The organism is Bacillus infantis (genome assembly GCF_008180445.1).
In the GTDB taxonomy this organism is placed as follows: Bacteria; Bacillota; Bacilli; order Bacillales; family Cytobacillaceae; genus Bacillus_AB; species Bacillus_AB infantis_B.
On record NZ_VTER01000007.1, the window covers coordinates 142,928 to 165,960 of the forward strand.

The 23,033-nt window shown below is 43.0% G+C and carries 29 protein-coding genes; 22 read left to right on the top strand and 7 right to left on the bottom strand.

The window, feature by feature from the left end:
* Positions 1 to 163 precede the first annotated feature (163 nt).
* Positions 164 to 775 carry a trimeric intracellular cation channel family protein gene (locus tag FZD51_RS14720; RefSeq protein ID WP_148975469.1) on the bottom strand — a complete coding sequence of 204 codons (612 nt, stop codon included), beginning with the start codon at positions 773 to 775 and terminating at the stop codon, positions 164 to 166.
* A 294-nt stretch (positions 776 to 1,069) separates the two neighbouring features.
* Between FZD51_RS14720 and hflX the strand changes: the two genes are divergently transcribed.
* The 6 genes from hflX to FZD51_RS14745 all read left to right on the top strand — a co-directional run bounded on the left by hflX (position 1,070) and on the right by FZD51_RS14745 (position 6,483).
* Positions 1,070 to 2,326 (top strand): GTPase HflX, encoded by a 1,257-nt coding sequence (gene hflX / locus FZD51_RS14725; protein ID WP_148975470.1) that lies wholly within the window; start codon positions 1,070 to 1,072, stop codon positions 2,324 to 2,326.
* A gap of 47 nt (positions 2,327 to 2,373) precedes the next feature.
* Positions 2,374 to 3,642: a methionine gamma-lyase family protein gene (locus FZD51_RS14730; RefSeq protein ID WP_148975471.1), complete on the top strand. Its 1,269-nt coding sequence runs from the start codon at positions 2,374 to 2,376 to the stop codon at positions 3,640 to 3,642.
* A gap of 158 nt (positions 3,643 to 3,800) precedes the next feature.
* Entirely contained in the window at positions 3,801 to 4,205 is a 405-nt protein-coding gene (locus FZD51_RS14735; RefSeq protein WP_009791586.1) for a MerR family transcriptional regulator, read from the top strand.
* A gap of 34 nt (positions 4,206 to 4,239) precedes the next feature.
* The gene (glnA, locus tag FZD51_RS14740) at positions 4,240 to 5,574 is read left to right on the top strand and encodes a type I glutamate--ammonia ligase (protein WP_148975472.1); all 1,335 of its coding nucleotides are present in this window, start codon (positions 4,240 to 4,242) and stop codon (positions 5,572 to 5,574) included.
* A gap of 47 nt (positions 5,575 to 5,621) precedes the next feature.
* Positions 5,622 to 5,765: a hypothetical protein gene (locus FZD51_RS26215; protein WP_187445772.1), complete on the top strand. Its 144-nt coding sequence runs from the start codon at positions 5,622 to 5,624 to the stop codon at positions 5,763 to 5,765.
* A 28-nt stretch (positions 5,766 to 5,793) separates the two neighbouring features.
* Entirely contained in the window at positions 5,794 to 6,483 is a 690-nt protein-coding gene (locus FZD51_RS14745) for an N-acetylmuramoyl-L-alanine amidase (RefSeq protein ID WP_148975473.1), read from the top strand.
* Between the two features lie 316 nt (positions 6,484 to 6,799).
* Here FZD51_RS14745 and FZD51_RS14750 read toward each other — a convergent pair whose 3' ends face one another.
* Entirely contained in the window at positions 6,800 to 8,029 is a 1,230-nt protein-coding gene (locus FZD51_RS14750) for a glycosyltransferase family 4 protein (RefSeq protein WP_148975474.1), read from the bottom strand.
* A gap of 302 nt (positions 8,030 to 8,331) precedes the next feature.
* Between FZD51_RS14750 and FZD51_RS14755 the strand changes: the two genes are divergently transcribed.
* Positions 8,332 to 8,769, top strand: coding sequence for a hypothetical protein (locus FZD51_RS14755; protein WP_148975475.1), 438 nt, complete (start codon positions 8,332 to 8,334; stop codon positions 8,767 to 8,769).
* Positions 8,770 to 9,160: 391 nt separating this feature from the next.
* Here FZD51_RS14755 and FZD51_RS14760 read toward each other — a convergent pair whose 3' ends face one another.
* Positions 9,161 to 9,682: a hypothetical protein gene (locus FZD51_RS14760; RefSeq protein WP_148975476.1), complete on the bottom strand. Its 522-nt coding sequence runs from the start codon at positions 9,680 to 9,682 to the stop codon at positions 9,161 to 9,163.
* A gap of 192 nt (positions 9,683 to 9,874) precedes the next feature.
* Between FZD51_RS14760 and FZD51_RS14765 the strand changes: the two genes are divergently transcribed.
* The gene (locus tag FZD51_RS14765; protein ID WP_148975477.1) at positions 9,875 to 10,315 is read left to right on the top strand and encodes a hypothetical protein; all 441 of its coding nucleotides are present in this window, start codon (positions 9,875 to 9,877) and stop codon (positions 10,313 to 10,315) included.
* 75 nt (positions 10,316 to 10,390) lie between these two features.
* The gene (locus tag FZD51_RS14770; RefSeq protein WP_148975478.1) at positions 10,391 to 10,924 is read left to right on the top strand and encodes a helix-turn-helix domain-containing protein; all 534 of its coding nucleotides are present in this window, start codon (positions 10,391 to 10,393) and stop codon (positions 10,922 to 10,924) included.
* Between the two features lie 117 nt (positions 10,925 to 11,041).
* On the opposite strand, the gene FZD51_RS14775 is transcribed toward FZD51_RS14770, so the two are convergent.
* Positions 11,042 to 11,584: an IseA DL-endopeptidase inhibitor family protein gene (locus FZD51_RS14775; RefSeq protein ID WP_148975479.1), complete on the bottom strand. Its 543-nt coding sequence runs from the start codon at positions 11,582 to 11,584 to the stop codon at positions 11,042 to 11,044.
* Between the two features lie 205 nt (positions 11,585 to 11,789).
* On the bottom strand, positions 11,790 to 12,071 hold the full coding sequence (locus FZD51_RS14780; RefSeq protein ID WP_094767396.1) for a DUF4257 domain-containing protein: 282 nt from the start codon (positions 12,069 to 12,071) through the stop codon (positions 11,790 to 11,792).
* Positions 12,072 to 12,164: 93 nt separating this feature from the next.
* On the opposite strand from FZD51_RS14780, the gene FZD51_RS26220 reads away from it, so the two are divergent.
* Positions 12,165 to 12,311, top strand: coding sequence for a hypothetical protein (locus FZD51_RS26220; protein ID WP_187445773.1), 147 nt, complete (start codon positions 12,165 to 12,167; stop codon positions 12,309 to 12,311).
* Positions 12,312 to 12,324: 13 nt separating this feature from the next.
* On the opposite strand, the gene lexA is transcribed toward FZD51_RS26220, so the two are convergent.
* Positions 12,325 to 12,948 (bottom strand): transcriptional repressor LexA, encoded by a 624-nt coding sequence (lexA, locus tag FZD51_RS14785; protein WP_009791598.1) that lies wholly within the window; start codon positions 12,946 to 12,948, stop codon positions 12,325 to 12,327.
* Between the two features lie 158 nt (positions 12,949 to 13,106).
* On the opposite strand from lexA, the gene yneA reads away from it, so the two are divergent.
* The 7 genes from yneA (at position 13,107) to FZD51_RS14820 (ending at position 18,681) form a co-directional block, all read left to right on the top strand.
* Positions 13,107 to 13,439: a cell division suppressor protein YneA gene (gene yneA / locus FZD51_RS14790; RefSeq protein ID WP_148975480.1), complete on the top strand. Its 333-nt coding sequence runs from the start codon at positions 13,107 to 13,109 to the stop codon at positions 13,437 to 13,439.
* A gap of 15 nt (positions 13,440 to 13,454) precedes the next feature.
* The gene (locus FZD51_RS14795; protein WP_148975481.1) at positions 13,455 to 14,102 is read left to right on the top strand and encodes a YneB family resolvase-like protein; all 648 of its coding nucleotides are present in this window, start codon (positions 13,455 to 13,457) and stop codon (positions 14,100 to 14,102) included.
* A gap of 130 nt (positions 14,103 to 14,232) precedes the next feature.
* On the top strand, positions 14,233 to 14,472 hold the full coding sequence (locus FZD51_RS14800) for a DUF896 domain-containing protein (protein ID WP_009791601.1): 240 nt from the start codon (positions 14,233 to 14,235) through the stop codon (positions 14,470 to 14,472).
* A 179-nt stretch (positions 14,473 to 14,651) separates the two neighbouring features.
* The gene (gene tkt, locus FZD51_RS14805) at positions 14,652 to 16,652 is read left to right on the top strand and encodes a transketolase (RefSeq protein ID WP_148975482.1); all 2,001 of its coding nucleotides are present in this window, start codon (positions 14,652 to 14,654) and stop codon (positions 16,650 to 16,652) included.
* Between the two features lie 199 nt (positions 16,653 to 16,851).
* Positions 16,852 to 17,289: a sporulation inhibitor of replication protein SirA gene (sirA, locus tag FZD51_RS14810; protein WP_148975483.1), complete on the top strand. Its 438-nt coding sequence runs from the start codon at positions 16,852 to 16,854 to the stop codon at positions 17,287 to 17,289.
* 86 nt (positions 17,290 to 17,375) lie between these two features.
* The gene (locus FZD51_RS14815) at positions 17,376 to 17,591 is read left to right on the top strand and encodes a YneF family protein (protein WP_009790944.1); all 216 of its coding nucleotides are present in this window, start codon (positions 17,376 to 17,378) and stop codon (positions 17,589 to 17,591) included.
* 181 nt (positions 17,592 to 17,772) lie between these two features.
* Positions 17,773 to 18,681: a tyrosine-type recombinase/integrase gene (locus FZD51_RS14820; RefSeq protein WP_148975484.1), complete on the top strand. Its 909-nt coding sequence runs from the start codon at positions 17,773 to 17,775 to the stop codon at positions 18,679 to 18,681.
* 643 nt (positions 18,682 to 19,324) lie between these two features.
* Here FZD51_RS14820 and FZD51_RS14825 read toward each other — a convergent pair.
* A complete protein-coding gene (locus FZD51_RS14825) occupies positions 19,325 to 19,573 on the bottom strand; it encodes a helix-turn-helix domain-containing protein (protein ID WP_148975485.1) in 249 nt (82 codons plus the stop codon).
* 186 nt (positions 19,574 to 19,759) lie between these two features.
* Here FZD51_RS14825 and FZD51_RS14830 point away from each other — a divergent pair, with 186 nt between their 5' ends.
* From FZD51_RS14830 to FZD51_RS26225, 5 genes are all read left to right on the top strand, one after another.
* Positions 19,760 to 20,104: a hypothetical protein gene (locus tag FZD51_RS14830; protein WP_148975486.1), complete on the top strand. Its 345-nt coding sequence runs from the start codon at positions 19,760 to 19,762 to the stop codon at positions 20,102 to 20,104.
* 90 nt (positions 20,105 to 20,194) lie between these two features.
* Positions 20,195 to 20,440: a hypothetical protein gene (locus FZD51_RS14835; RefSeq protein ID WP_148975487.1), complete on the top strand. Its 246-nt coding sequence runs from the start codon at positions 20,195 to 20,197 to the stop codon at positions 20,438 to 20,440.
* A gap of 76 nt (positions 20,441 to 20,516) precedes the next feature.
* Entirely contained in the window at positions 20,517 to 20,810 is a 294-nt protein-coding gene (locus FZD51_RS14840) for a hypothetical protein (RefSeq protein ID WP_148975488.1), read from the top strand.
* Positions 20,811 to 20,836: 26 nt separating this feature from the next.
* Positions 20,837 to 21,976, top strand: coding sequence for an AimR family lysis-lysogeny pheromone receptor (locus tag FZD51_RS14845; protein WP_148975489.1), 1,140 nt, complete (start codon positions 20,837 to 20,839; stop codon positions 21,974 to 21,976).
* A gap of 33 nt (positions 21,977 to 22,009) precedes the next feature.
* Entirely contained in the window at positions 22,010 to 22,153 is a 144-nt protein-coding gene (locus FZD51_RS26225) for a hypothetical protein (protein ID WP_187445775.1), read from the top strand.
* Positions 22,154 to 23,033: the final 880 nt, after the last annotated feature.

Below are 23,033 nucleotides of genomic sequence, written 5' to 3' on the forward strand. Positions count from 1 at the left end.
ATCATCCCGGAAAGGCGTTCTTTGCCTTTTTGGGATGATTGGCTTGTGACCTCGAGGGGGTAGGCGCTGGAGCTAGACAGTAATCAAATTCGTAAAAGTTATATTTTCTTATCTTGTAAGAAAAAAAAGCAGGCTGCCGGGCCTGCTTTTTGCTTTCTGTATTTTATTGCCTGGCTGCGCCAAGCCGCCTCGCCGGAAGCTTCCAGTGATAGGTGTATGACAGCACCCGGAGAAGGGTGATGGACACAAACAGGCTGTATAATGCGACGGCAGAGTCTGCCAGCCCGAGCCCGATGGCAAAGCCGCAGAGAATGGTCCAGACTGCGTAGATTTCCGATCTCAGCACCAGCGGCTTCCTCCCGGCAAGAAGGTCGCGGATGATGCCTCCGCCGCTTCCGGTCAGGACAGCAGCCACGATGACCGCGCTGAGCGGGTGGCCCATTTCCGATGCGTAAATCGCACCCTGGATCGCAAAGGCAGAAAGGCCGATTGCATCAAAGAAGTTCCCCCATTTTTGCCAGTGCCTTAACAGATTATTAGGGAACATAAATACCGCAGTAATGGACAGCAGGGCAATCTGGAAGAACATCCCCTGCTCCCAGAGGGCTGAAACCGGCACCCCGATCAGCAGGTTGCGGATGGCGCCTCCGCCAAACGCGGTCACGATCCCGAGTATGTAAACCCCTAAAATATCATATTCTTCTTCCATGGCAATGATCGCGCCGCTTACTGCGAAAGCAATCGTGCCAATCATGCTCAATACTTCCCAAGTCATGGTGCATTTCTCCTCTGGTGAAGGCCGTCCCCGGCCAGCTTTTCATTTATATCAGGCAGGGAGTTTTGCGTGTTTCCCTGCAAAAAATTCTATTCAAACCAAATATGATTTTAACATGCAAATATGATTTTTCAATCTTTATTTTCCAGCAGCGGAAAAGAATAAGAAACAGAAGGGTTTTAAAGGGCTTTTGCTGGTGAAAATAGTAGGATGGAAAGCATATTTTTGGTATGATATTTGAAGGTCAGCTGTACGTGATTAAGTTTGAAGACTTATACAGAAAAGAGGGATTACTTGGAAAATAAAGCGGAATTCGAAAGGGTCATTCTCGTAGGCTGCCAGACTGGCGAGGACGACAGGCATTTCCAGTATTCAATGGAAGAGCTTGCCTCATTAACAGAAACAGCCGACGGCAAGGTGCTTGCCGAGCTGTCCCAGAAAAGAGAAAGAATCCATCCTTCTACATATATAGGAAAAGGCAAGGTTGAAGAATTAAAGATGCTTGAGGAAGAGGTTGGAGCAGACCTGATCATTTTTAATGATGAGCTTTCACCAAGCCAGGTCAGGAATGTTTCCAACGAGGTGAACAGCAGGGTCATTGACCGGACTCAGCTGATCCTTGATATTTTCGCACAGCGGGCAAGGTCGAAGGAAGGGAAGCTGCAGGTTGAGCTTGCCCAGCTGCAGTATCTGCTCCCAAGGCTTGGCGGGCAGGGTATCCAGCTTTCCAGGCTTGGTGCGGGAATCGGGACAAGGGGGCCGGGGGAAACGAAGCTTGAATCCGACCGCCGCCATATCCGCAGGAAAATTGATGATATCAAGTCCCAGCTTTCAGTCATTGTGCAGCACAGGGACAGATACCGCGAGCGCCGCAAAAAAAATAAAGCGTTCCAGATCGCCCTTGTCGGCTACACGAATGCCGGGAAATCGACTCTGTTCAACCGGCTTGCCGAAGCTGAATCCTTTGAAGAAAACCAGCTCTTTGCGACGCTTGATCCGATGACAAGGAAGCTCATCCTCCCAAGCGGCTATCTGGCGCTGGCAACCGACACGGTCGGGTTCATTCAGGATCTGCCGACAACGCTTGTTGCGGCCTTCAGGTCGACGCTTGAGGAAGTGAGTGAAGCAGATCTGCTGCTCCATGTCATCGATTCATCAAATCCGGATTATTTCCAGCATGAAAAAACGGTGAACAAGCTGCTCGAGGATCTTGATATCCAGCACATCCCGCAGCTGGCGGTTTATAATAAAAGTGACCAGGTGCATCCGGATTTCGTTCCTTCAGCTAAGACCGAATCCGTTGTGATCAGCGCATTTGCGGATCAGGACCGCAGCATGCTGAAGCGGAAAATCGAGGAGCTGGTCCTGGGCATGATGAAGCCTTATCAAGTGGAAATCCCGTCAACTGAAGGAAGGCTCCTGTCTCAGCTCAAAAATGAGACGATATTGAGGGAGCTCTCATTCCAGGAAGAGACAGAGGTCTACCTCTGCAAAGGATACGCCCTTGAAGATCACCAGATCACAGGAGAATTAAACAAATACACAGTATAAAAAGGCCGGAGGGGATGAACCCTCCGGCTCTTGGATTGGAGAACAGCATGTTTCAGCATTTAGAATACGGAAGCCGGATTCAAGAACTGGCTTCACAGGCAGAAGAAAAAATTGCATCCGTTCATAAGAAGATTGACCAAAGGATTGAAGCCAACCAGTTCAGGGTGCTGGAAAGCTTCCAGCATTATAAGGTAAGCGATTCTCATTTCATTCCTTCGACCGGGTACGGCTATGATGATATCGGCCGGGATACACTCGAAGAAGTATATGCGAGAGTGTTCGGAGGGGAAGCGGGTCTTGTAAGGCCGCAGATCATCTCAGGAACACACGCCATCTCCACCGCTCTTTTCGGCATCCTCCGCCCAGGGGATGAACTGCTTTATATGACCGGTAAGCCTTATGATACTCTTGAAGAAATCGTCGGCATCAGGGGCAAAGGGACAGGCTCTCTGAAGGAATTCGGCATAAGCTACAGCAGCGTTCCGCTAGGTGTGGATGGCTATGTGGATTTTGAAGCTGTCAGGGGCGCCATTAAGCCGAATACAAAGATGATCGGGATTCAGCGGTCCAAAGGCTATGCTGTAAGGCCTTCATTTACAATTGACCAAATCAGGGAAATGATACAGTTTGTAAAAGAAATCAAGCCGGATGTGGTTGTGTTTGTGGACAACTGCTATGGGGAATTCATCGAGGAATTGGAGCCCTGCCATGTGGGCGCTGATCTGATGGCCGGATCCCTCATCAAGAATCCAGGCGGCGGCCTTGCCAAGACCGGCGGCTATATTGTCGGCAAAAAGGAACTGGTTGAGGCATGCTCCTACAGAATGACCTCGCCCGGGATCGGAGCGGAAGCGGGAGCCTCACTTTACAGTCTCCAGGAGATGTACCAGGGCTTCTTCCTTGCTCCGCATGTTGCCGGCCAGGCACTTAAAGGGGCAGTATTCACAGCGGCGCTGCTTGAAATGCTCGGGATGAATTCTTCGCCAAAATGGGATGCGGAGAGGACGGACCTGATTCAATCCGTCCAGTTCGATGACCGTGATAAGATGGTGGCATTCTGCCAGGCCATTCAATACGCATCTCCCATCAATTCACATGTCACCCCGTATCCTGCTTATATGCCGGGCTATGAGGATGACGTGATCATGGCTGCAGGCACATTCATCCAGGGTGCAAGCATCGAGCTTACCGCCGACGGACCGACCCGTCCGCCGTATGTTGCCTATGTCCAGGGCGGCCTCACTTATTCGCATGTAAAAATTGCCATTTGCACAGCCATCAGCTCTTTAGCAAAAAAAGGTTTAATACAACTTTAATAGGTGAATATATAAAAGGGCAGCATGGCTGTCCTTTTTAATTTTTATCAGTGAAAATTTTTTGTGTTTTGATGTTATAAAACCTTACATAAGGTTGACAACAAATCTGACATTACATATAATAAACACAAGAATGATTGAAAAGGAGGAGAAATCGGATGAAAGGCAGTGAAATACGCCGTTCCATGCCGCTATTTCCAATTGGGACTGTAATGCAGCTGACTGAGCTGACGGCCAGGCAGATCCGCTATTACGAAGAGCACCAATTGATTTCTCCAGCACGAACTGACGGAAATAGACGGCTTTTTTCCTTGAACGATATTGATAAGCTCCTGGAGATCAAGGATTTGATCGATCAGGGAGTCAATATGGCGGGAATCAAGCAATTATTCGCCATGCAGGAACAAACATTATCAGCTGAAGTACAGCAGCAAGCAGAAAAAGTAAGGCGCGATTTGTCTGATGATGAATTGAGAAAGCTCCTGAGGCAGGAAATGATGCAGGCCGGCCGATTCAACCGGCATTCACTCCGCCAGGGAGATATGTCCCGCTTTTTCCATTAAATAAAATTGATGTGTCCTAAGGGAGGAAAAACTAATGGCTAACTACACTAAAGATGACATTAAACGTATTGCTGAAGAAGAAAACGTAAAATTTATCCGACTTCAATTTACGGATATCCTCGGAACAATCAAAAACGTGGAAATCCCGATTTCCCAGCTTGAAAAAGCGCTCGACAACAAAATGATGTTCGACGGCTCTTCCATCGAAGGCTTCGTCCGCATCGAGGAATCAGATATGCTTCTTTATCCTGATCTCAGCACTTGGGTTGTATTCCCTTGGACAGCTGAAAAAGGCAAGGTTGCCCGCCTGATCTGCGATATCTATAATCCGGATATGACTCCATTCGATGGCGATCCGCGCAACAATCTGAGAAGGATCCTTGATGAGATGAAGGAATTAGGCTTCACAAACTTCAACCTCGGACCTGAGCCTGAGTTCTTCCTGTTCAAGCTTGACCAGCAGGGCGAACCTACTCTTGAACTGAACGATAACGGAGGCTACTTCGACCTTGCGCCGACAGACCTTGGCGAGAACTGCCGCCGCGACATCGTGCTTGAGCTTGAAGAAATGGGCTTTGAAATCGAAGCTTCCCACCATGAAGTGGCTCCAGGACAGCATGAAATCGACTTTAAATATGCAGATGCACTGACTGCATGTGACCAGATCCAGACATTCAAGCTTGTTGTCAAAACGATCGCCCGCAAGCACGGCCTGCACGCAACATTCATGCCGAAGCCATTGTTCGGCGTAAACGGATCAGGGATGCACTGCAATATGTCCCTGTTCAATGAAGGCGAGAACTCTTTCTATGATACTACTGGAAACCTTGAGCTGAGCGACACTGCCCGCCAATTCATCGCCGGCATCATCAAGCACGCTCCAGCTTTCACAGCTGTAACAAACCCGACAGTGAACTCATACAAGCGCCTTGTTCCAGGCTATGAAGCACCTTGCTATGTGGCATGGTCTGCAAGGAACCGTTCACCGCTGATCCGCATCCCGGCATCACGCGGCATGAGCACACGTGTTGAGGTCCGCAGCGTTGACCCGGCAGCAAACCCATACCTGGCTATGGCTGTACTGTTAAAAGCAGGACTTGATGGAATCAAGAACAAACTGACTCCTCCTGCACCGGTCGACCGCAATATCTATGTAATGAACAAAGAAGAGCGCGTCGCAGAAGGCATCGAAGACCTTCCGGCAACACTTGCCCAGGCTCTTGACCAGCTGAAGAGCAATGAAATCATGGTTTCAGCCCTTGGCGAGCACATCTTCGAACACTTCATCGAAGCGAAGGAAATTGAGTGGGATATGTTCCGCACACAAGTTCACCCTTGGGAGCGCGAGCAGTACCTGCAGATGTATTAATAGTTTGTGCCCCTTGATACCATTGGTATTTAGGGGTTTTTTATTTCATGCATTCTCAAATGTTAGCCTCTGCCAGAAATATATTTATTAGAAATGGCCGCCTGCTGGCGGCTTATTTATTTTGGCTTGAAAAGAAGATTTATATGAGATTTTTAGTGAAGTGGGGTATTGTACAAGCAGTTTTTGAATAGAAGCATAAATCATAATGAGGTGATATTAATGGTAAAGATTTTTATTGATCCGGGTCATGGGGGTACAGATTCAGGAGCAGCAGGAAATAGTCTGCAGGAGAAAAACCTGACGCTTCAAATTGCCAGAAGAATTAAAAATATATTGACATCAGAATATGACAATGTTTCCATCTTGTTGAGCCGTACTGGTGATACCCTCCCGACACTTAATGAACGGACAAGCAAAGCGAATGCCTGGGGGGCAGATTTTTTCCTGTCCATACATGTCAACGCCGGAGGCGGCACAGGTTATGAGGACTACATTTATCCTGGTGCCGGTTCCCAAACTTCTACCTATCAGTCCACCATTCATGCAGAAGTTCTGAAGCTGGTCAATTTTGCTGATCGGGGAAAGAAAAGCGGGAATTTTCATGTGCTCAGGGAATCGAATATGCCGGCACTATTAACGGAGAATGGGTTCATTGATAATGTTAATGATGCAGCTAAGTTGAAGTCAGCATCTTTCTTAGAGTCAATTGCCCTCGGCCATGTGAATGGAATCGTGAAGTGCTTTAATCTTCCTAAGAAAGCCACTGCAGTCTTTCACACAGTTGTTGCAGGCGATACGGTGTATGGATTAAGCAAGAGATACGGCAGTACAGTAAATCAAATCAGGCAATGGAATAATCTTGATGGCAGCTATACCATATATGTTGGCCATCGCCTTAGAGTGAAATAATCCTCTTGCGAAAAAATAAGACAATTCACAAAGTAATTGTTAAAAGAATATGCTGAATGGTAATTAATAAAAGTCCAATTTCAACCCACCCATTTATGGGTGGGTTCAATATTTCCTCTGAAAAATCATTAATGCTGTCTCTGCATGAAAAAAACTATAATATACGAGCAGCAAGTATTGCCTTTTTCGCAGCAAATACAATCTTCTTTCACTGTGCAGCCATCTACTCATATACCACTAACCCTTACTCCCCAAAATCTAAATATATAATTATTTAAAATAGAAATAGGAAACTTGCTAGTAAAATGTAAAATGTTTATGAACCAAACTGACTTTTTGAGATTGCTTGAGTGAACATTGTAAGGATATTTTCTGCCATCTCATTATAGTCCCAATTATTCAATGCCCATCGGATGGACTGTTCACCGAACTCACGCCTTGTTTGCTCGTCATCCAGGAGAAAATGAAGCTGCATTTTCAAAGCCTCAATGTTATGAGCCCGAAAAATAAATCCGTTTATCTGATGCTGAACCATTTCGGGGAGACCAGTAGCATCACTTACGATAACTGGAAGCCCGGCTAACTGTGCTTCCATGACTGAATGAGGCTGGGTGTCCTGCAATCCTGGAAGGACAAAAATATCAGCACTTTTCAGGTAAGGAAAAACATTCTTGACGTTTCCAAAAAACTTTACTGAACTGGTAATCCCAAGGTTGCTGCACTGTTGTTCCAAATTAGTTTTTTCCTCGCCGTCCCCCAAAATCCAGCACTCCCAATCCTGCCTTTCCTTATCCAGCAAGCCAAGAGCTGATATGAGGATGTTCACGCCTTTTAAGTATACAAGCCTGCCTGTGAATATAATGACTTTCTTTCCTCCAGTATCCAACTTCTCACTGGTTTCAAATGTTTCAAGAATGCTGCTTGTATCTACTCCGTAAGGGAATAAAACAACTTTTTCTTCCGGAACTTGTGAGCCGTTTACTATCAGCTCCCTCATCCATTGGGATTGGGAATGAATCATATCACAGTAATGATACCCCAGCTTTTCAAGAGATTGAAAAAAATTGTATACTTCAGTTTTTTGGAGAGTTTCATCTGAGGCATTTGGAAATTTACTCTTAAGATAAAATAAAATTTCACCTAGCAAATATCCATGTGCGCTCATTACCATGGGGACTTTAGAAGGTTTAATTCTCCCGATTACTCCTGCTGACATGACATCTTGAGCATAAATGAGATCATAGTCTTCCAGACCGTAATATTTAGCAGCATTATAAAGAGAGTACCGATATACCTCTGTCTGGAATATAAAGCTATCCGGCTTGTAATCTGGATATGCTTTTAGGATTTCACTAGAAGAAAAGGCACTCTGTTCAGTAAGCTCTTCAATCCTGTCATGAATTCTGTAATTATACGTTTGGATATTCATGCTAAGGATAGACACCTCATGATTAAGTGAGCGTAATCGATTAACCAGCTTGGACACGTACGTCCAAATGCCTCCTACTGAGGGTTGCGGATAATAGGATACAATCAATATTTTCATAATTGATCACTGTTTATGTTTTTATAATCCTTCATATTATTTATCTCCCTTTTAACTTAGCTAAGAGTTAATAGTAATTTGGCAGAAAAAAATTGGATTACATTACCTTATTTTAGAGTATGTACTTAATCTTTTTAGGTGCTGGGTATCAGCCGAATCCCTAAAGATCATTGTGAATAGGTGTTTAAATCGAATGCTGTGATTCAAAAAAATACTTAAAAATAGGTTTTTGTTTTATAGTCTTAACCCAATCCGCCTTATTGGGACTTGCATAGAATAAAATTAGAAAGGTGGTGAACAATATGGGGATTTTTTTAGACGGTCGCACTAGTCAAAATGCTAGTCTTGCCAATTCATCAGCAGTTCCTATCCTTGTAGGAACTGAATCATTGTTTGGAGGCGTGGGTCTTCAAGTTGGACAACAACCTCCTGGGATTATCAGGGTTAACTTCAACGGTACTATAGCCGTTCAGTTACCACTGCTCCCTGTTTTAACATCAGTTACAATTGAAGTTGTAAGGGGTACTGAAGAAACTGGTCTAACAACTGTTTATAGTGCTGAACAGCAGTTGAGTTTAGAAATTTTAGGCCCTCAAGTCATTAGCTTCAATGGAGCAGATTTTAATCCGCCTAAGCCAGCAAATGGACAACTAGTCTATCGAGCCTACATTACTGCATCGGCAGTCGGAACAGTAAGAGTCGGTCCTGAAAGCTTCAGTGCTTATGCAACGGCTGGATAAATAATCTAACTAAGCCTTTTTTAACACTTGGAACGATTTACTACTCTAAATCGTTGACTTTTCACTTTATATAGAAAAAAGAGGACAGATTCAAATCTTGTCCTCTTTTTTCATTCTTTATCAGAAATAAATCAAATTATAGTCGAGGGAGGCTTGCCGCACACCTGCTGTTTAGGATAATGAATATGTCATTTCATTGACTGTTAGAAGCATAAACTTTTTGCACTGCGATAAGACATTTAATATTTTCATTGTGATGTTTATATTCCTTCGGATTGTCACTTTCAATCGGCACAATCTTTTTTATTTTAATGAAAAAACCTTCGTATCCGAAAGAGCTTTTTTTATTCACAAAAAGAGCCCTTTTAAGATTAAAGGGCCGGATCGATCCTTACTTCGGCTGTGCCTCGGTGACCGTAGTTCCGAGTAATGAGTTGTCCACATACGCGTTTATTTTCCAGCGTCCTTCCCTGACTGGAGTAATATTTGCTATAAATTTTAGTGCATTTTCCGAATAGGGCATTTTTTGTTTTTCAGCGCTGGACAAATCAACCACCTTGGTGTCTGCAAGGTATATTTCCTCGTTTTTATCTTTCTCGCTAATCCCCTTAATTGTAACTTTCTTATGCAGCATTTCCTTTTTTTCTTCTGGTGTCACCCACAAATACCAAGTGTGCAATCCTTCGGTATCTACTCTGAATATATCCGGAGAAAGGGCATACTTTCCTAATTCTCCATATAAATTTAAAGACTTCCCATCCAGTTCTATAGCTGTGTGAGATGTAGGCGACCAGGTTTTCAGTTCTTCTGTAGAATTGTGGCTTACAGCAGGAAGGTCTTCTTTATTATTTTCATTAGAACATCCTGAACTTAAAAATAGCATTACTAGTAGAATAGTTAAAAATTTCTTCAATTACTTCTCTCCCAACTGTATAATTTATACAATTATAACCTGATATTTAAATAACAGGAATATCAAGAGGGTTGGGAAATTTTTATAGCCTTTGCTCTATATAGTGGCATTCCTTTCTCAAGAGGGGATGGACACCGTTTCTAAAAGGATTGAAGACAGACAAACCTAAAATTCTATAGGGAGGTTATGTGCATGCACTTTGGCAGGATACTGAATTTAACTGAACTGGAAGCTTGGGATATTTTTTTAGATAATAGAACTTATCGGATGATTATCATTGATGAAAAAAGGGCCAGCACTCCTGCTGATTTTTCTCAGGAAGATCATGTACTATCTGACGAGATGAAATCAAACATCATCAAAGCAGAAGTTTACTCAGAGGAAAAGGTACTCGATGATCATATCTATCACCTGGATCAGCTGGCAAAAAGCTTTACTGATCATCTTGCACATGCACATTGCCATGTTAGAATGAATTTTTCTGTGGGAGATATAGAATGTGCGCTGAATGACCATATCAAAAGGAAAATTGGCTGCAGTTGCGAAGAGATTCCTATGGAAAGATTTTTTTATCTCAATCAAGATTTGGATTCCAATGAAAGGTCGGCAGATTGCAGCAAAAATTTTTATTAAAATAGCACATTCAACCATGACCAGCCCTTCTCATTTCTTCAGAAGGGCTTTATTATGGGAAAGAGGAGGAATGAGATGAAGCGCGACTGGCTGATCACACTTAGGAAAAGCAAGAACATGACTCAAGCGGACGTGGCAGACTCGATTTTTATCGACCGGGCCTATTATTCGCAGATCGAATCTGGTACAAGAAATCCCAGTGTAGATATAAGCAGGAACCTTGCTAAGGTTTTAGATATAAACCCTTCGCTTTTATTGTCTGATTTAGCCGCCTTTCAAGAGGTGTTTACGCAAACGAAATGCATGCTTGCACACAGTGACCTTGAGCTGAGATATACATGGATTTTTGATTCGGCCAATCAGAAGGAAGTTAATCAGTTTATCGGTGCCAGGGATGATGAATTAAGTTTTTGCATTGATTCCCAAAAATTGATATCTCTCAAACAAAGAGTACTGGATACAAAAGAAACATCAGGAACATTTGCAGAATATGAATATAACAATGAAGTACACACGCATTACATAGTAGGATATCCCCTGCTGGGGGAAGAAGGCGAATTAATTGGCATTGGCACATTCGGGATCAAAATAAATGCGTTAGGTTTATGATTCCTGGTTTAATGTGGGCTGCAGATATTCCAAGTGGTCATAAACAAACAGCGCTGCCAGGAAAAAAGGGAAATGCCTTGAACAAAAGTCCAAGGCATTTCCCTTTTCTTTCTTAAACTATCTCACCGCATCAAAAGCATTGATCTGCCACTTCCCGCGTACCTTTACAAACGTAACCTTTTTCTTTTCATGCTGCTTTTCGCCGTAAGGCACCGTGAATTCAAACTGGCGGATATCTTTCCTGGAATAGATCAGCTTAGCCTTAGCTTTATTCCATTCCAGCAGGCTGCCGCCATCGGCATTCGGCTGTGCCATTTTTCCCTTATACTCAATGAATCTGTATTTCTTGTAGCCTTTATCAATCGCGTTCAAGGTGAAAGATTCATTAAGGTACTTGGTCAGCTTTGCTTTCGTATTGATTTCACTGCAGAGATAGCGATATTCTGTCCCTTTGTACTGAAAAGTTCTGATGGGGCAGGCTGTATTCTTCTTAGATGGGATATGTCCATTCATAGCATTCCAGTGGTGTACACGTGCGCTCTGTGCCAGTTCGGCTGCTTTCTTGCTGCTTAAATCTCCGCTCGCGGATTTGGCGGAGGCGCCAAGACTGAATGTAAACAGGGCGGCAGCAGCCAGCAGGATGGATAATAACTTTTTCATTTTAAAGCCTCCAATAAGTTGTAGTCACTTGCTATCCTTATATTACCTTCACTTCTCCTCAAAAGAATTACAGAAAGGTTACTAAAATGCAGAGGATTGTTTACAGTTTCAGACATAAAAAAAGCCTCTGCCCAATTTCCAGGGAGAGGCTTCTTACGTCTTTACTTTTGCTGTTTTAAGCATAGCTTCTGCATTTCCTCCTGTTTCATTTCTTTTCGGCCCTGATGAGGTCAAGGCTGCGGATCAGAGCTTCACCGCCAAGTCCTGCCAGCATGGACAGGAATGCTACCTTCAAGAGGGAGCTTGCATCTGATGAAAGTACAAGCAGCGCGGAGGCGAGTGATCCTAATACCATTTCCTCCAAAAAGCCGAGATAGATGAATTGCTTTGTTCTTTTCGGCATGATCAGCTTCCCGTGTTTCTTAAGATGCCCAACCGCGCCGACAAGGCCACCAATGAATATTGCGAAGACGACATGCTGCCACATTTGCCTCACACTCCTAAAGCCGGAATTTTTGGAGCGACCTTAGGTCAATCATGGTGCTGTCTCTATTATATAACAGACCGGGAGGGGAAAGATATGCATAAATCGACTGAATTTTCAGTCTATAAAGAATGGTACATATGTACTCTTCAGGAAAAAATAAGCAGTATATATGCGACTATTCTAGTGCCTGCAGGGCTTTTCGGGCAGAAAACAGCCCAGGCGGCAAAGGGCCCGGGCTGAGAGAATCATATAATCAGTGGATATGGCGGTATACGCCAATGACCTTGCCAAGAATGGAAACATTCCTGAGAATGATAGGCTCCATTGTAGAGTTTTCAGGCTGAAGCCTGATATAATCCCTTTCCTTGAAGAAACGCTTGACAGTTGCTTCATCCTCATCTGTCATTGCAACGACGATATCGCCATTGTTGGCTGACTGCTGCTGGCGGACGATGACATAGTCTCCGTCAAGGATGCCGGCTTCAATCATACTTTCACCCATGATTTCAAGCATGAAGACCTGTTCTGCTGCCGGTGCCATGCTTTCAGGAAGCGGGAAGAACTCTTCCACATTTTCAATCGCAGTGATCGGCTGTCCTGCTGTAACCTTCCCGAGAATAGGAACGTTGACGACATTATTCCTAGGGATGTGAGATGTTTCATCAAGCTCCAGGATTTCAATTGCGCGCGGCTTTGTCGGATCCCTTCTGATCATCCCTTTGCTTTCGAGGCGGGCAAGATGCCCATGCACAGTCGAGCTGGAGGCCAGGCCGACTGCTTCCCCGATTTCCCTGACTGAAGGGGGATAGCCCTTCGCTTTCACTTCTTCCTTGATAAATTCAAGTATATCCTGCTGCCTTTTTGATATTTTAGCCATGTATTCGCACCCCGTATGGTTATTATTGATTAAATTATAGCATGTACCCGGAACAGATACAAACATAAGTTCGAATTTTTGTTGACGGAAAACGCATGTTCGGTTTATAATGAATTTAACGAAATGCGAACATATATTCTTACGGCGGGGTGTCTTGTATGAAAAAATTGTGGAATCAATACTCATATGCTATTATACTTATCGTTTTAAGCTTTGGGGCGGCTTTGCTGCTTGCCGGATACGATAAAATTTTCGGTGAAGAAGACTACATAAAGGTGACGGTAGACGAAGGAGATACATTATGGGGGCTGTCTCAGCAATTTTCGGACAAGCATAAGCTGTCTGCAGAAGACTTTGTGATGTGGGTGGAAGAGGAGAATGGAATCGCCGGCAGTGCAATCCAAGCGGGGGAGCAGATTATGATCCCGGTTAAAGCAGACAGACATACAAGGCAGCTGCAGGATGATCTGCAGAACTTTGCAGGTGAATGACATAAAGGAGCATATATGAAAGCAGTAATCTATTGCAGGGTATCGACAACAAAAGAAACGCAGGAAACATCCCTGGAAAGGCAGGAGGAGGAACTGACTGCGCTTGCCGGGGAAAAAGGCTTTGAAGTAGCCGCAATCATCAGGGAACAGGCCAGCGGGTACGACCTGGAGAGGGACGGTGTGCTCGAGCTTCTTGATCTTATAAAGGATGAAGGCATCAAAGCGGTCCTTATCCAGGATGAAACGAGGCTCGGAAGGGGCAATGCCAAAATCGCCCTGCTTCACTTCATATATAAAGAGGGCGCTGTGCTCTACAGCATTTCCCACAATGGTGAGCTGCAGCTTTCCGAATCAGATTCCATGGTTCTTAATATCGTCTCGATGGTGGAAGAATATCAGCGCAAGCTGCATAATATCAAGATCAAAAGAGGCATGAAAAGGGCAGTGGACAAAGGGTTCAGGCCAGAGAAGAACCTGAAGAATCTGGGGGAGCACTCTGGAAGGGAGCGGATCGAAGTTCCAATAGAAGAAATTGTCCGCCTGAGAGCCAGCAGGCTGACATTTTCAGAGATCGCGGCTACTCTGAGGGGCTTCGGCTATCCCATTTCCAAGGCGACGGTGCACAGGCGCTATCAGGAATACATAGATGCACAGGAAGAGTAAGAGTGTTTGCCTTGGCAAACGCTTTTTTTTATAGTAACATTTGATATATTCTCCGGCCGTTTAGACCAGGGTCCAAAGGGGAAGACGACTAGGGAAAGCCAAATGAAATGAATGAAAAAGGAGCGTTATTATGCTGCCTAAAGATAAAATGGCCAGAATCAATGAGCTGGCAAACAAAGCTAAGACCGCAGGGCTGACGAATGAAGAGGCAAAGGAACAGACAAAGCTTCGCAGCGAATATCTGCAGACATTCCGTTCCAATATGCTCACAACCTTAAAAGGTGTCACCATCATGGATCCAAAGGGGAATGATGTTACACCGAAAAAGATAAAAAAGCTGCGTGAGGACGAGAAGAAGCGCCTTCATTAATGCATCAGGCCAAAAAGGAATACAACAAACTGTGTTCCTTTTTGGATTTATTTTTTGGTTCTTTTTTACATACAGGTTTCCAAAATGCACAAGATATACAGAAGCTTCTCAGTTGTGTAAAATAAAGAGCCGCTATAAAATTAATTGAGCAGGATTTTTTTAAAGAGAGGATGTAGTATATGTTTGAATCTATCGATGATTTGTCCATAAGCTCGATCAGAACTCTATCTATCGATGCTATTGAAAAAGCAAACTCCGGCCACCCTGGCATGCCTATGGGGGCAGCTCCTATGGCGTACACACTCTGGAGCCGTTTCATGAACCATAACCCGGCCAATCCTGAGTGGTTTAACCGCGACCGTTTTGTCCTATCTGCAGGACATGGTTCCATGCTTCTATACAGCCTGCTTCATCTATCAGGCTATGGTCTCACGATCGATGACCTGAAAGAATTCCGCCAATGGGGAAGCAAGACTCCCGGCCACCCTGAATACAAACATACAAAGGGCGTTGACGCGACAACTGGTCCGCTTGGACAGGGAATCTCAATGGCAGTCGGCATGGCCATGGCTGAGCGCCACCTGGCAGCCGTCTATAATAAAGACAAGTATAATGTAGTCGACCACTTTACATACAGCATTTGCGGCGACGGTGACCTTATGGAAGGTGTATCTGCTGAAGCGGCATCGCTTGCAGGCCACCTGAAGCTTGGCAAGCTCGTTGTCCTTTATGATTCAAATGATATCTCCCTTGACGGCGACCTTGACCGCTCTTTCTCTGAAAGTGTGGAGCAAAGGTTCAAATCTTACGGCTGGCAGTATATCCGTGTTGAAGACGGCAATGATCTTCACGAAGTGGCGAAAGCGCTTGAGGAAGCAAGAGGCGACCTTGACCATCCGACTATGATTGAAGTAAAAACGGTCATCGGATTCGGCTCACCTAACAAATCCGGGAAATCAGATGTTCACGGCGCACCGCTTGGTGCAGATGAGCTGAAGCTGACGAAGGAAGCTTACAAGTGGACTTTTGAAGAAGATTTCCATGTTCCGGATGAAGTGTACAGCCACTTCAAGAAGCATATCGCAGAACGCGGAGAAAAGACTGAGCAGGAATGGAACTCTATGCTTGAAAACTACAAGCAGGACTTCCCTGAGCTCGGCGCCCAGCTTCAAGGAGCAATGAAAGGCGAGCTTCCAGAAGGATGGGATAAGGATATTCCAGTATACGAAACAGGCTCAAGCCTGGCAAGCCGCGCTTCTTCAGGCGAAGCACTGAACGCAATCGCGCAGAATCTTCCGTTCTTCATCGGCGGGTCTGCTGACCTTGCCGGTTCAAACAAAACGATGATCAAAGGCTCAGGCGACTTTACCCCTGCTTCATTCGAAGGCCGCAACATCTGGTTCGGCGTAAGGGAATTCGCCATGGGTGCCGCCCTAAACGGTATGGCCCTTCATGGAGGCTTAAAGGTATTCGGAGGAACATTCTTCGTATTCTCTGACTATCTTCGCCCGGCAATCCGCTTAGCTGCCCTGATGGGTCTGCCTGTTACTTATGTATTCACGCATGACAGCATCGCTGTTGGTGAGGACGGCCCTACACACGAGCCGGTTGAACAGCTTGCATCACTTCGTGCGATGCCTAATCTGTCTGTCATCCGCCCGGCTGATGGCAATGAAACCTCAGCTGCCTGGAAAGTGGCGGTAGAATCACAGGATAAGCCGACAGCTCTTGTGCTGACGCGCCAAAACCTGCCTACCCTCCAGGATACAGACAAAAACGCGTATGAAGGCGTATCTAAAGGGGCTTATGTTGTCTCACCGGCTGGCAAAGATCAGGCAGATGCCCTGCTGCTTGCTTCCGGATCTGAAGTGCATCTGGCTGTAAAAGCTCAGGAAGCCCTGAAGAAAGAAGGCATCGATGCAGCTGTTGTTTCCATGCCTGCATGGGACCGCTTTGAAGCACAGTCCAAGGAATATAAAGAAAGCGTCATTCCGAAAGCTGTCAAGAAGCGCCTTGCCATTGAAATGGGCTCTTCACTTGGCTGGCACCGTTATGCCGGTGATGAAGGCGAAGTATTGGCGATCGATACATTCGGCGCATCTGCACCAGGCGAGAAGATTATCGAAGAGTACGGCTTCGCAGTAGAAAACGTGGTTGCACGTTTAAAGGCCCTTCTGTAAAGGGTATAAAGAGAGCGTCAGAGTACGCTCTCTTTTTTATTTCCTTATAATAGATTGAATATTTTTATTTTTTATATAATTTGTACGCAAATAAGCCTGTTCGACAAAATTAGTGCCCTTTTTTGACGCTGAAAGACAAAGTAACTGATTCTGTTCCCTTATACTTGAAGCAATATAGAAGATATTGGAGGAGATGTTGGTGAGAACCTATCAGCTTTATTTAATAGAAGACGAATTTGCTTCCCATTATTTCGGCAGAGAGCGGATGTTCTACCAGCTCTTTCAGGAATACAGCCGTTCGAAGGGAGAGCTGAGATCGATCCTGTCACGCCAGATTGAGTTTATCACAAGGCCGATCCCCGCCCTCAGGCTTCACCAGTATCTTACACAGCAGCTTTCAAGGAAAAAAGGAGCATCAGCCGATCAGGGGGCCTATGTAATCCGAAACGGAAAAAACAGTTCGGCGCGGCTTGAAATCTATGACCGATGTTTAGTGATTGAATCACATGGGAATTATGATGCAGAAACGGTGTTCTTTGAAATCCTCCGGAAAAATGAATCCTCTTATCTGGCGGTTGATATGACCAACAGGCGCTTTGGCTGGCTGAAGCCGATCAAAGAAAGAAAATTTATTTAAATAGGGGAAAAACAGGTGCAAATATTGTATAATAACCTTTGGTTTAGTACACTGTATGATAGACAACATGAAGGAGGAAGTTTTGAATGTGGGACGTTATTCTAGTTGGTATACTGGCATTGATCGCCGGTGTAGCACTAGGATTTTTCATCGCTCGTAAATATATGATGAGCTACTTAAAGAAAAATCCGCCAATCAACGAACAAATGCTTAAAATGATGATGATGCAAATGGGCATGAAACCATCCCAGAAGAAAATCAATCAGATGATGTCTGCCATGAACAAGCAGTCCGGCAAGTAAAAGTCAGTAATATCAACGGTTTGAAGACGATTTTTAAGTTAAATTAGGACAAATATTACTCAGCAATTGAGTTGTAGACTTAATCTTTCTACATAAATTTGCCCTGATTTTACTTAATCCTTCGCCAGACTACATAAGACCACTTTTTCTATGAGAATGATTCATAGGGAGAGTGGTTTTTTTGTTGTTGGAAGATGCTCTTGAGGAGTATGAATATCATTGTTTAGCCAAAGGATTTACAGCTAAGACGATGAAAAATAAGCTTCAGGAATACAAACAATTAAAACGATTCCTAAAAGAAAAACGAGGCATCACTGAGTTGGAAAGTATAACCGCATTTGATTTAAAAGCCCATTTCCGTGAAAAGCAGAAAGCAGGTCTTCAACCTTCGAGTATTGTTTCCATGCATAAGATGATTACCGCCTTTTTTAACTGGTGTCATAATGAGGGTTATTTGGCTGAAAATCTTATGAAAAAAGTCGAACGTCCGAAAGTCCCTAAAAAGGTACTAAAAGGGTTCACTCCTAAAGAGGTACAGAGCATGATAGAGGCGTTTTCTAATAAAGACTACCTAGAAGTCAGGAATAAGGCAATCGTTGCTATGCTTGCTGATTGTGGCCTCAGATCAATGGAGATAAGAGGGCTAAAGACATCAAATGTCAATGCTACAACTTTATTGGTGAACGGTAAGGGAAATAAAGAGAGGACTGTTTTTATCAGTCCAAAGTTAAAGAAGATTCTAATTAGATATGAGCGTCTGAAAAAGGAGTACTTTGCTGACAGGCCTACATCAGATGACCATTACTTTCTTACATACACAGGAAGTTGTCTGTCACATGTAGCCTTATTTAATATCATTAAAGAAGCTGGAAGGCGGGTTGGGATAGCTAATAAAAGGGTAAGCCCACACAGTTTCAGACATTTCTATTCTGTTCAAAGTTTGTCTGGTAAGAATGGATTAGATTTGCATAGTCTTAGTATGCTTCTGGGTCATAGCTCTGTAGAAATAACACAACGGTATCTATCATCAATGACACTAGAGCAGCTATCAGAGAAAGCGATAAAGAGCAGCCCGTTGATGAATATCTAAAAAAGCACAAAAAAAGAGAGCCTACTGTCCCCACAGTGACTCTCGGTTCTGATTGTTACCCCATATACAATTGCATACGGAATATACCCTAACCTCATTTTATCTAAAAAATTTAGATGATGCAAGGCTTATTTACTTATTGTCTTTTTTAGGGTAATCCAGTCGAGGTTGCCGATAAATCGACTATAAATAACCATCGTCAGGTAATGACCCAGCCTTTGCATAAAGTGGGGATAGGACACGTTTAAACGCTCCCTATTGCGTTCTGTTGTCCGAATGGTGAAAGCTACCTTAGTGCTGTCGAAGGAAGGGTAGAGCGTTTACGGACGCTGTAGGACAAGCCATAAATATGAGAACGCAATTTTGCGTTATCAGAACCTGTGAGGGCTACTTGAAACAGTAGGCTTGTTCAGAGGAAACTCTGACGATTAATAGGGCGTGATATACCGGATACCTTAACTTGATGCATACCATCAAGAAACGAATCGTCTGCTGCTTGCTAACGATTCTTTTTTTTATGTCTCGTTAGCAGGTAGCCAATCTTCGTTCAAATCCGTTTTCCTTACTTTCGCACCCATCAAGCCAAAAACCAAAACCAAATGCAAGAACTTTGTACCATATATAGATAAAAAAAAGACGATCATTATTGACCGTCAATTTCTACAAACTCAACTACTTCTCCAATTGTACAACTTAAGTATTCGCAAATTAGGCCAATTACATCTAAAGCAACATATTCATTGCTGCTCATCTTTGCAAGGGTTGATGGTGAGATACCTAACTCATTTCTAAGATGACTTCTTGTCTTATCCCTTTTAATAAGTGTGATTTCCATTGGCTTATACGATGGACGAATTGTTTCTGGTTTCTTTCTCTTTTTAATCTCCGTCATTTTCCCACCTCAACAACAATAACTGATTACAGATAAATTATATCACATTGCTGACTAAATGTTCGATATCTCAAATATTTTTTACGTAAAAGTATTTACAACTGATTTAGCGTGTTGTATATTAAGTACAGGAAGTACAACAAGTCGAACAAAAAGAACTCGAAGTCAAACATAGGAGGTTAAGAAGTGACGCTGTTAAACAAGGTACTCATCATGGAAGACAACATGTATCAAGCCTACAATTGCTTAATGCTAGACGATGATCACGCACTATTCTTCACGGAATACACGCTCAACCTATCCAGAGTCTATCCTACAAGTGAATCCAGCTTGCTTTACGTGGAGGGGGATAAAAGGATATACCTAGCTACACACATCAAGAAAGTGGATGAAGAGCAGCAGTTAGAGGAAGCAAAAGAAATGATACTTAAAGCATCTTTCCATGATTACCTAACAAAAGTATACGAATACTGTCCAGAAGGTAGCCTTGGAATTATGCCAGTGAACGGTTCCAGAATTAAAAAAGTGTAGAGCAGTTTGCCTCACTAATTAAAACTAGAGGCTGCACGATATTCAGTGCTACCTCACCAAAAAATCTAACTCAAAGGGAGAGTTACATAAATGAATACTCTATTAAACGGAACGGTTACTTTAAATGTTAGTACACTTACTCAAATGTCTGCTGGGGAAAGCAAAGTAAATCTTCATCCGCAAACACTTATTGGCGGTAAATTAATTCTTGTCTTGTCAAATGGTCAGCAAATCGAAGCAACAGTAAATGAGTTTCACGAAGTTGAGTTAGCAGCGTTTGATCCTTACACACACGATGAAATTTATGACGACAGTTACATTGGTGATATTGTTTGATACTCAATTATCTTTAAATATCTGAATAGTGGGGGGGAGTTGACTTCTCTCTCCCACTTAAAAAGGAGTGAATAAGATGAATACTGATCAAATTATTGCTAATGGAACTGTCGATTTCGATGCTCTGAAAGAACTTACATCAGACAAGTTTACTGATCTAATCAAAGGGCAGCTTGAGAACGAGACTTATAAACCTGTATCCGCTAAAGAAAACAAGTACTCGGTTGAATTTACCATCAAAGATGATGATGAAGTTATCGGTGCTTTTAAATATGACAAGGAATACGGGTATATTTCTACAAGCTGGCTAGGACGTATCCGCCTTGAGCAGTATGTAAAAGCTTTAGGCGGTAAAGTTTCATGGAATTAAGGTAAATGGGTGAAGGGGGAAATTAAGTGGAGAAATCACTTCGGCAAATGATTGTTAATGAGCTGGATTTGAATTATGGATTAGCGACTAAACTAGCAGAAATGAGTGGTTATTCTACTGGAGGAAATTTCAGGAAGATCCTTCAGGATGAATCAAAGGATATTGAAAAGATTGACGGATTTATAAAAGTTGTCCAGTACCTTTTTCCAAGCGATTATCAGCAGTTATTAGTACGATTTGCAATGCAGTTGAATCCAGACAGGTTAACATGCCGATTACTCCTTGAATACGCAACCCTTCATCACCTGTACTACATTAAAAGGATTTTGCTCAATAAGATGAAAAGCAGCACTAAGCAAGAAACAATGGATTGGTACTTTGTTTATAGTACGGATGATGATATTGCTATGGGAAATCTGCCTCTATGTGAAGGGATTGATACTCTTTTCTCCAGGACGGTTAAGAAAGTGGAGGCTAGAGTATATCAAAGGATAGCTCAAATATACTGTTATTACGACATGAGGAATATCCATATGATTGACTGTGCATTACCTCAGATTGAACATGAATTAAAACTCATAAAGAATCCATTCCTCAGGAACGCCTATGAGGGAAGGATATTTAGAATTAAGGTGGATATTAATCTCCATACGGACAAGTTAGCTCAAGTCCTATCTTCAGGCTTTCAATTAGAGAATGCACATGATCCTACTAAGAGTGCTGTTTATCTGCAGATTGGAAACTCGTACATCATGAAGGACTACAACAAAGCTGTGAAGTATTTTAACCTCGCTCTCGAATATGCTAATCAAAAAACAGAAAATGAAATCCGTCAGAGTATGAATTTTGCTGCTATATATTGGGACAAGTTAGATGCTTACATTTCAGATGGAACAGAAAGCAATGAGCTATTCTATCAGATTAAATTAAACAACAGGGAACAGGCTATGGAGATTCTAGAATACACCGATATAGAAGCCCTGACAGAGCACCAGAAGGGCTTCCACTGGTACTATAGGTCATTGCTATTCAATGATGTTTCGATGCTGTACAAGTCAATTGAGCACTTCAAAAAGGCCGGGGAAAGATTGTTTATTCAAATTCCTATCAAAGCCTTAAAGAGTGTTGGAGTTAAAGAATACGTGTTAAAAGCTCTTAGTGCGTAATATTACTTGGAGCTTGAAAGGGGGTGATTAATAATGAAGAAGAATGTAATTAAAATCGTAGCAGCAGCTTTAATCCTTGCTGGGTCTGTAGGTATTCTTGGAAACAATGATACGCACACTGCAGATCCAGGCGGTGGAGGGCGTATTATCCCAACATCAGTTAAAGTAGACATGTAATCTGAGGGTTACATAAGACTGTGAGGGGGCACTTTAGGGTGCTTCCTTCATAATAAGGGGAATTGCCATGGGAGTAGTTAAATTGAGTCAGCATAAGGCTGAGAAGGCTTATAGAGAGTATTATGGGTATGTTGGTGCCCCGGGGCACCGATTAGAATCAGATAGGAATTATTCAAATCTGAAAAGAAACCTACATAAAGAATACATCAAAGCATGGTTCAAACTACTTAATACAAAATAAACTATAAATTTACAAAACTTGGTTGTCAAAAATAAATAAACTGATATAATAAGAAGTGGACAGCAAAAAAAGTGAGCGAACGTCAAATAGACATTCCTTTTTGGTGATGTCTTAGTTTTGCATATTCATTTTTTAGGGTGTCACAAATTTGAGGTACCTTGCCGTATAATTAGACGGGCAGGGGTACTTGATAATTCAATCAGGTGGCTACGTTTTATTGCTACCTTTTAAAGCTGATGCAAACAATTCTTGCATCAGGTTTGGGTATAATCCCTATCCCTCAAATATGGGGTGCTGATCTATTGTTCTTTGAAAATCTAATAAAAATTAAACTAATAACAACTTGTTGACCCTATTTTAGCATCTGATTTAATCAGAGTCAACAGAAAATGTACGCAGAACGTTGCTTCTACCTGTTATTCGTGAATTGTGATTCATTTTAGAGTATGAATAATTCTTATTCTAAAAAGGCATATATGAATAATTCATATGTGGCAGGCGAAATAATTTCGCAAGCAAGTCCTATATGAATAATTCATATAGAAAGCTGAAATGTCTTAGAGGCTTCTAGTCAATGAGATTGACCTTGAAAGGGGTGAGGACAATTTAAATCAATTACGAAATAATTTCGCAATAAGA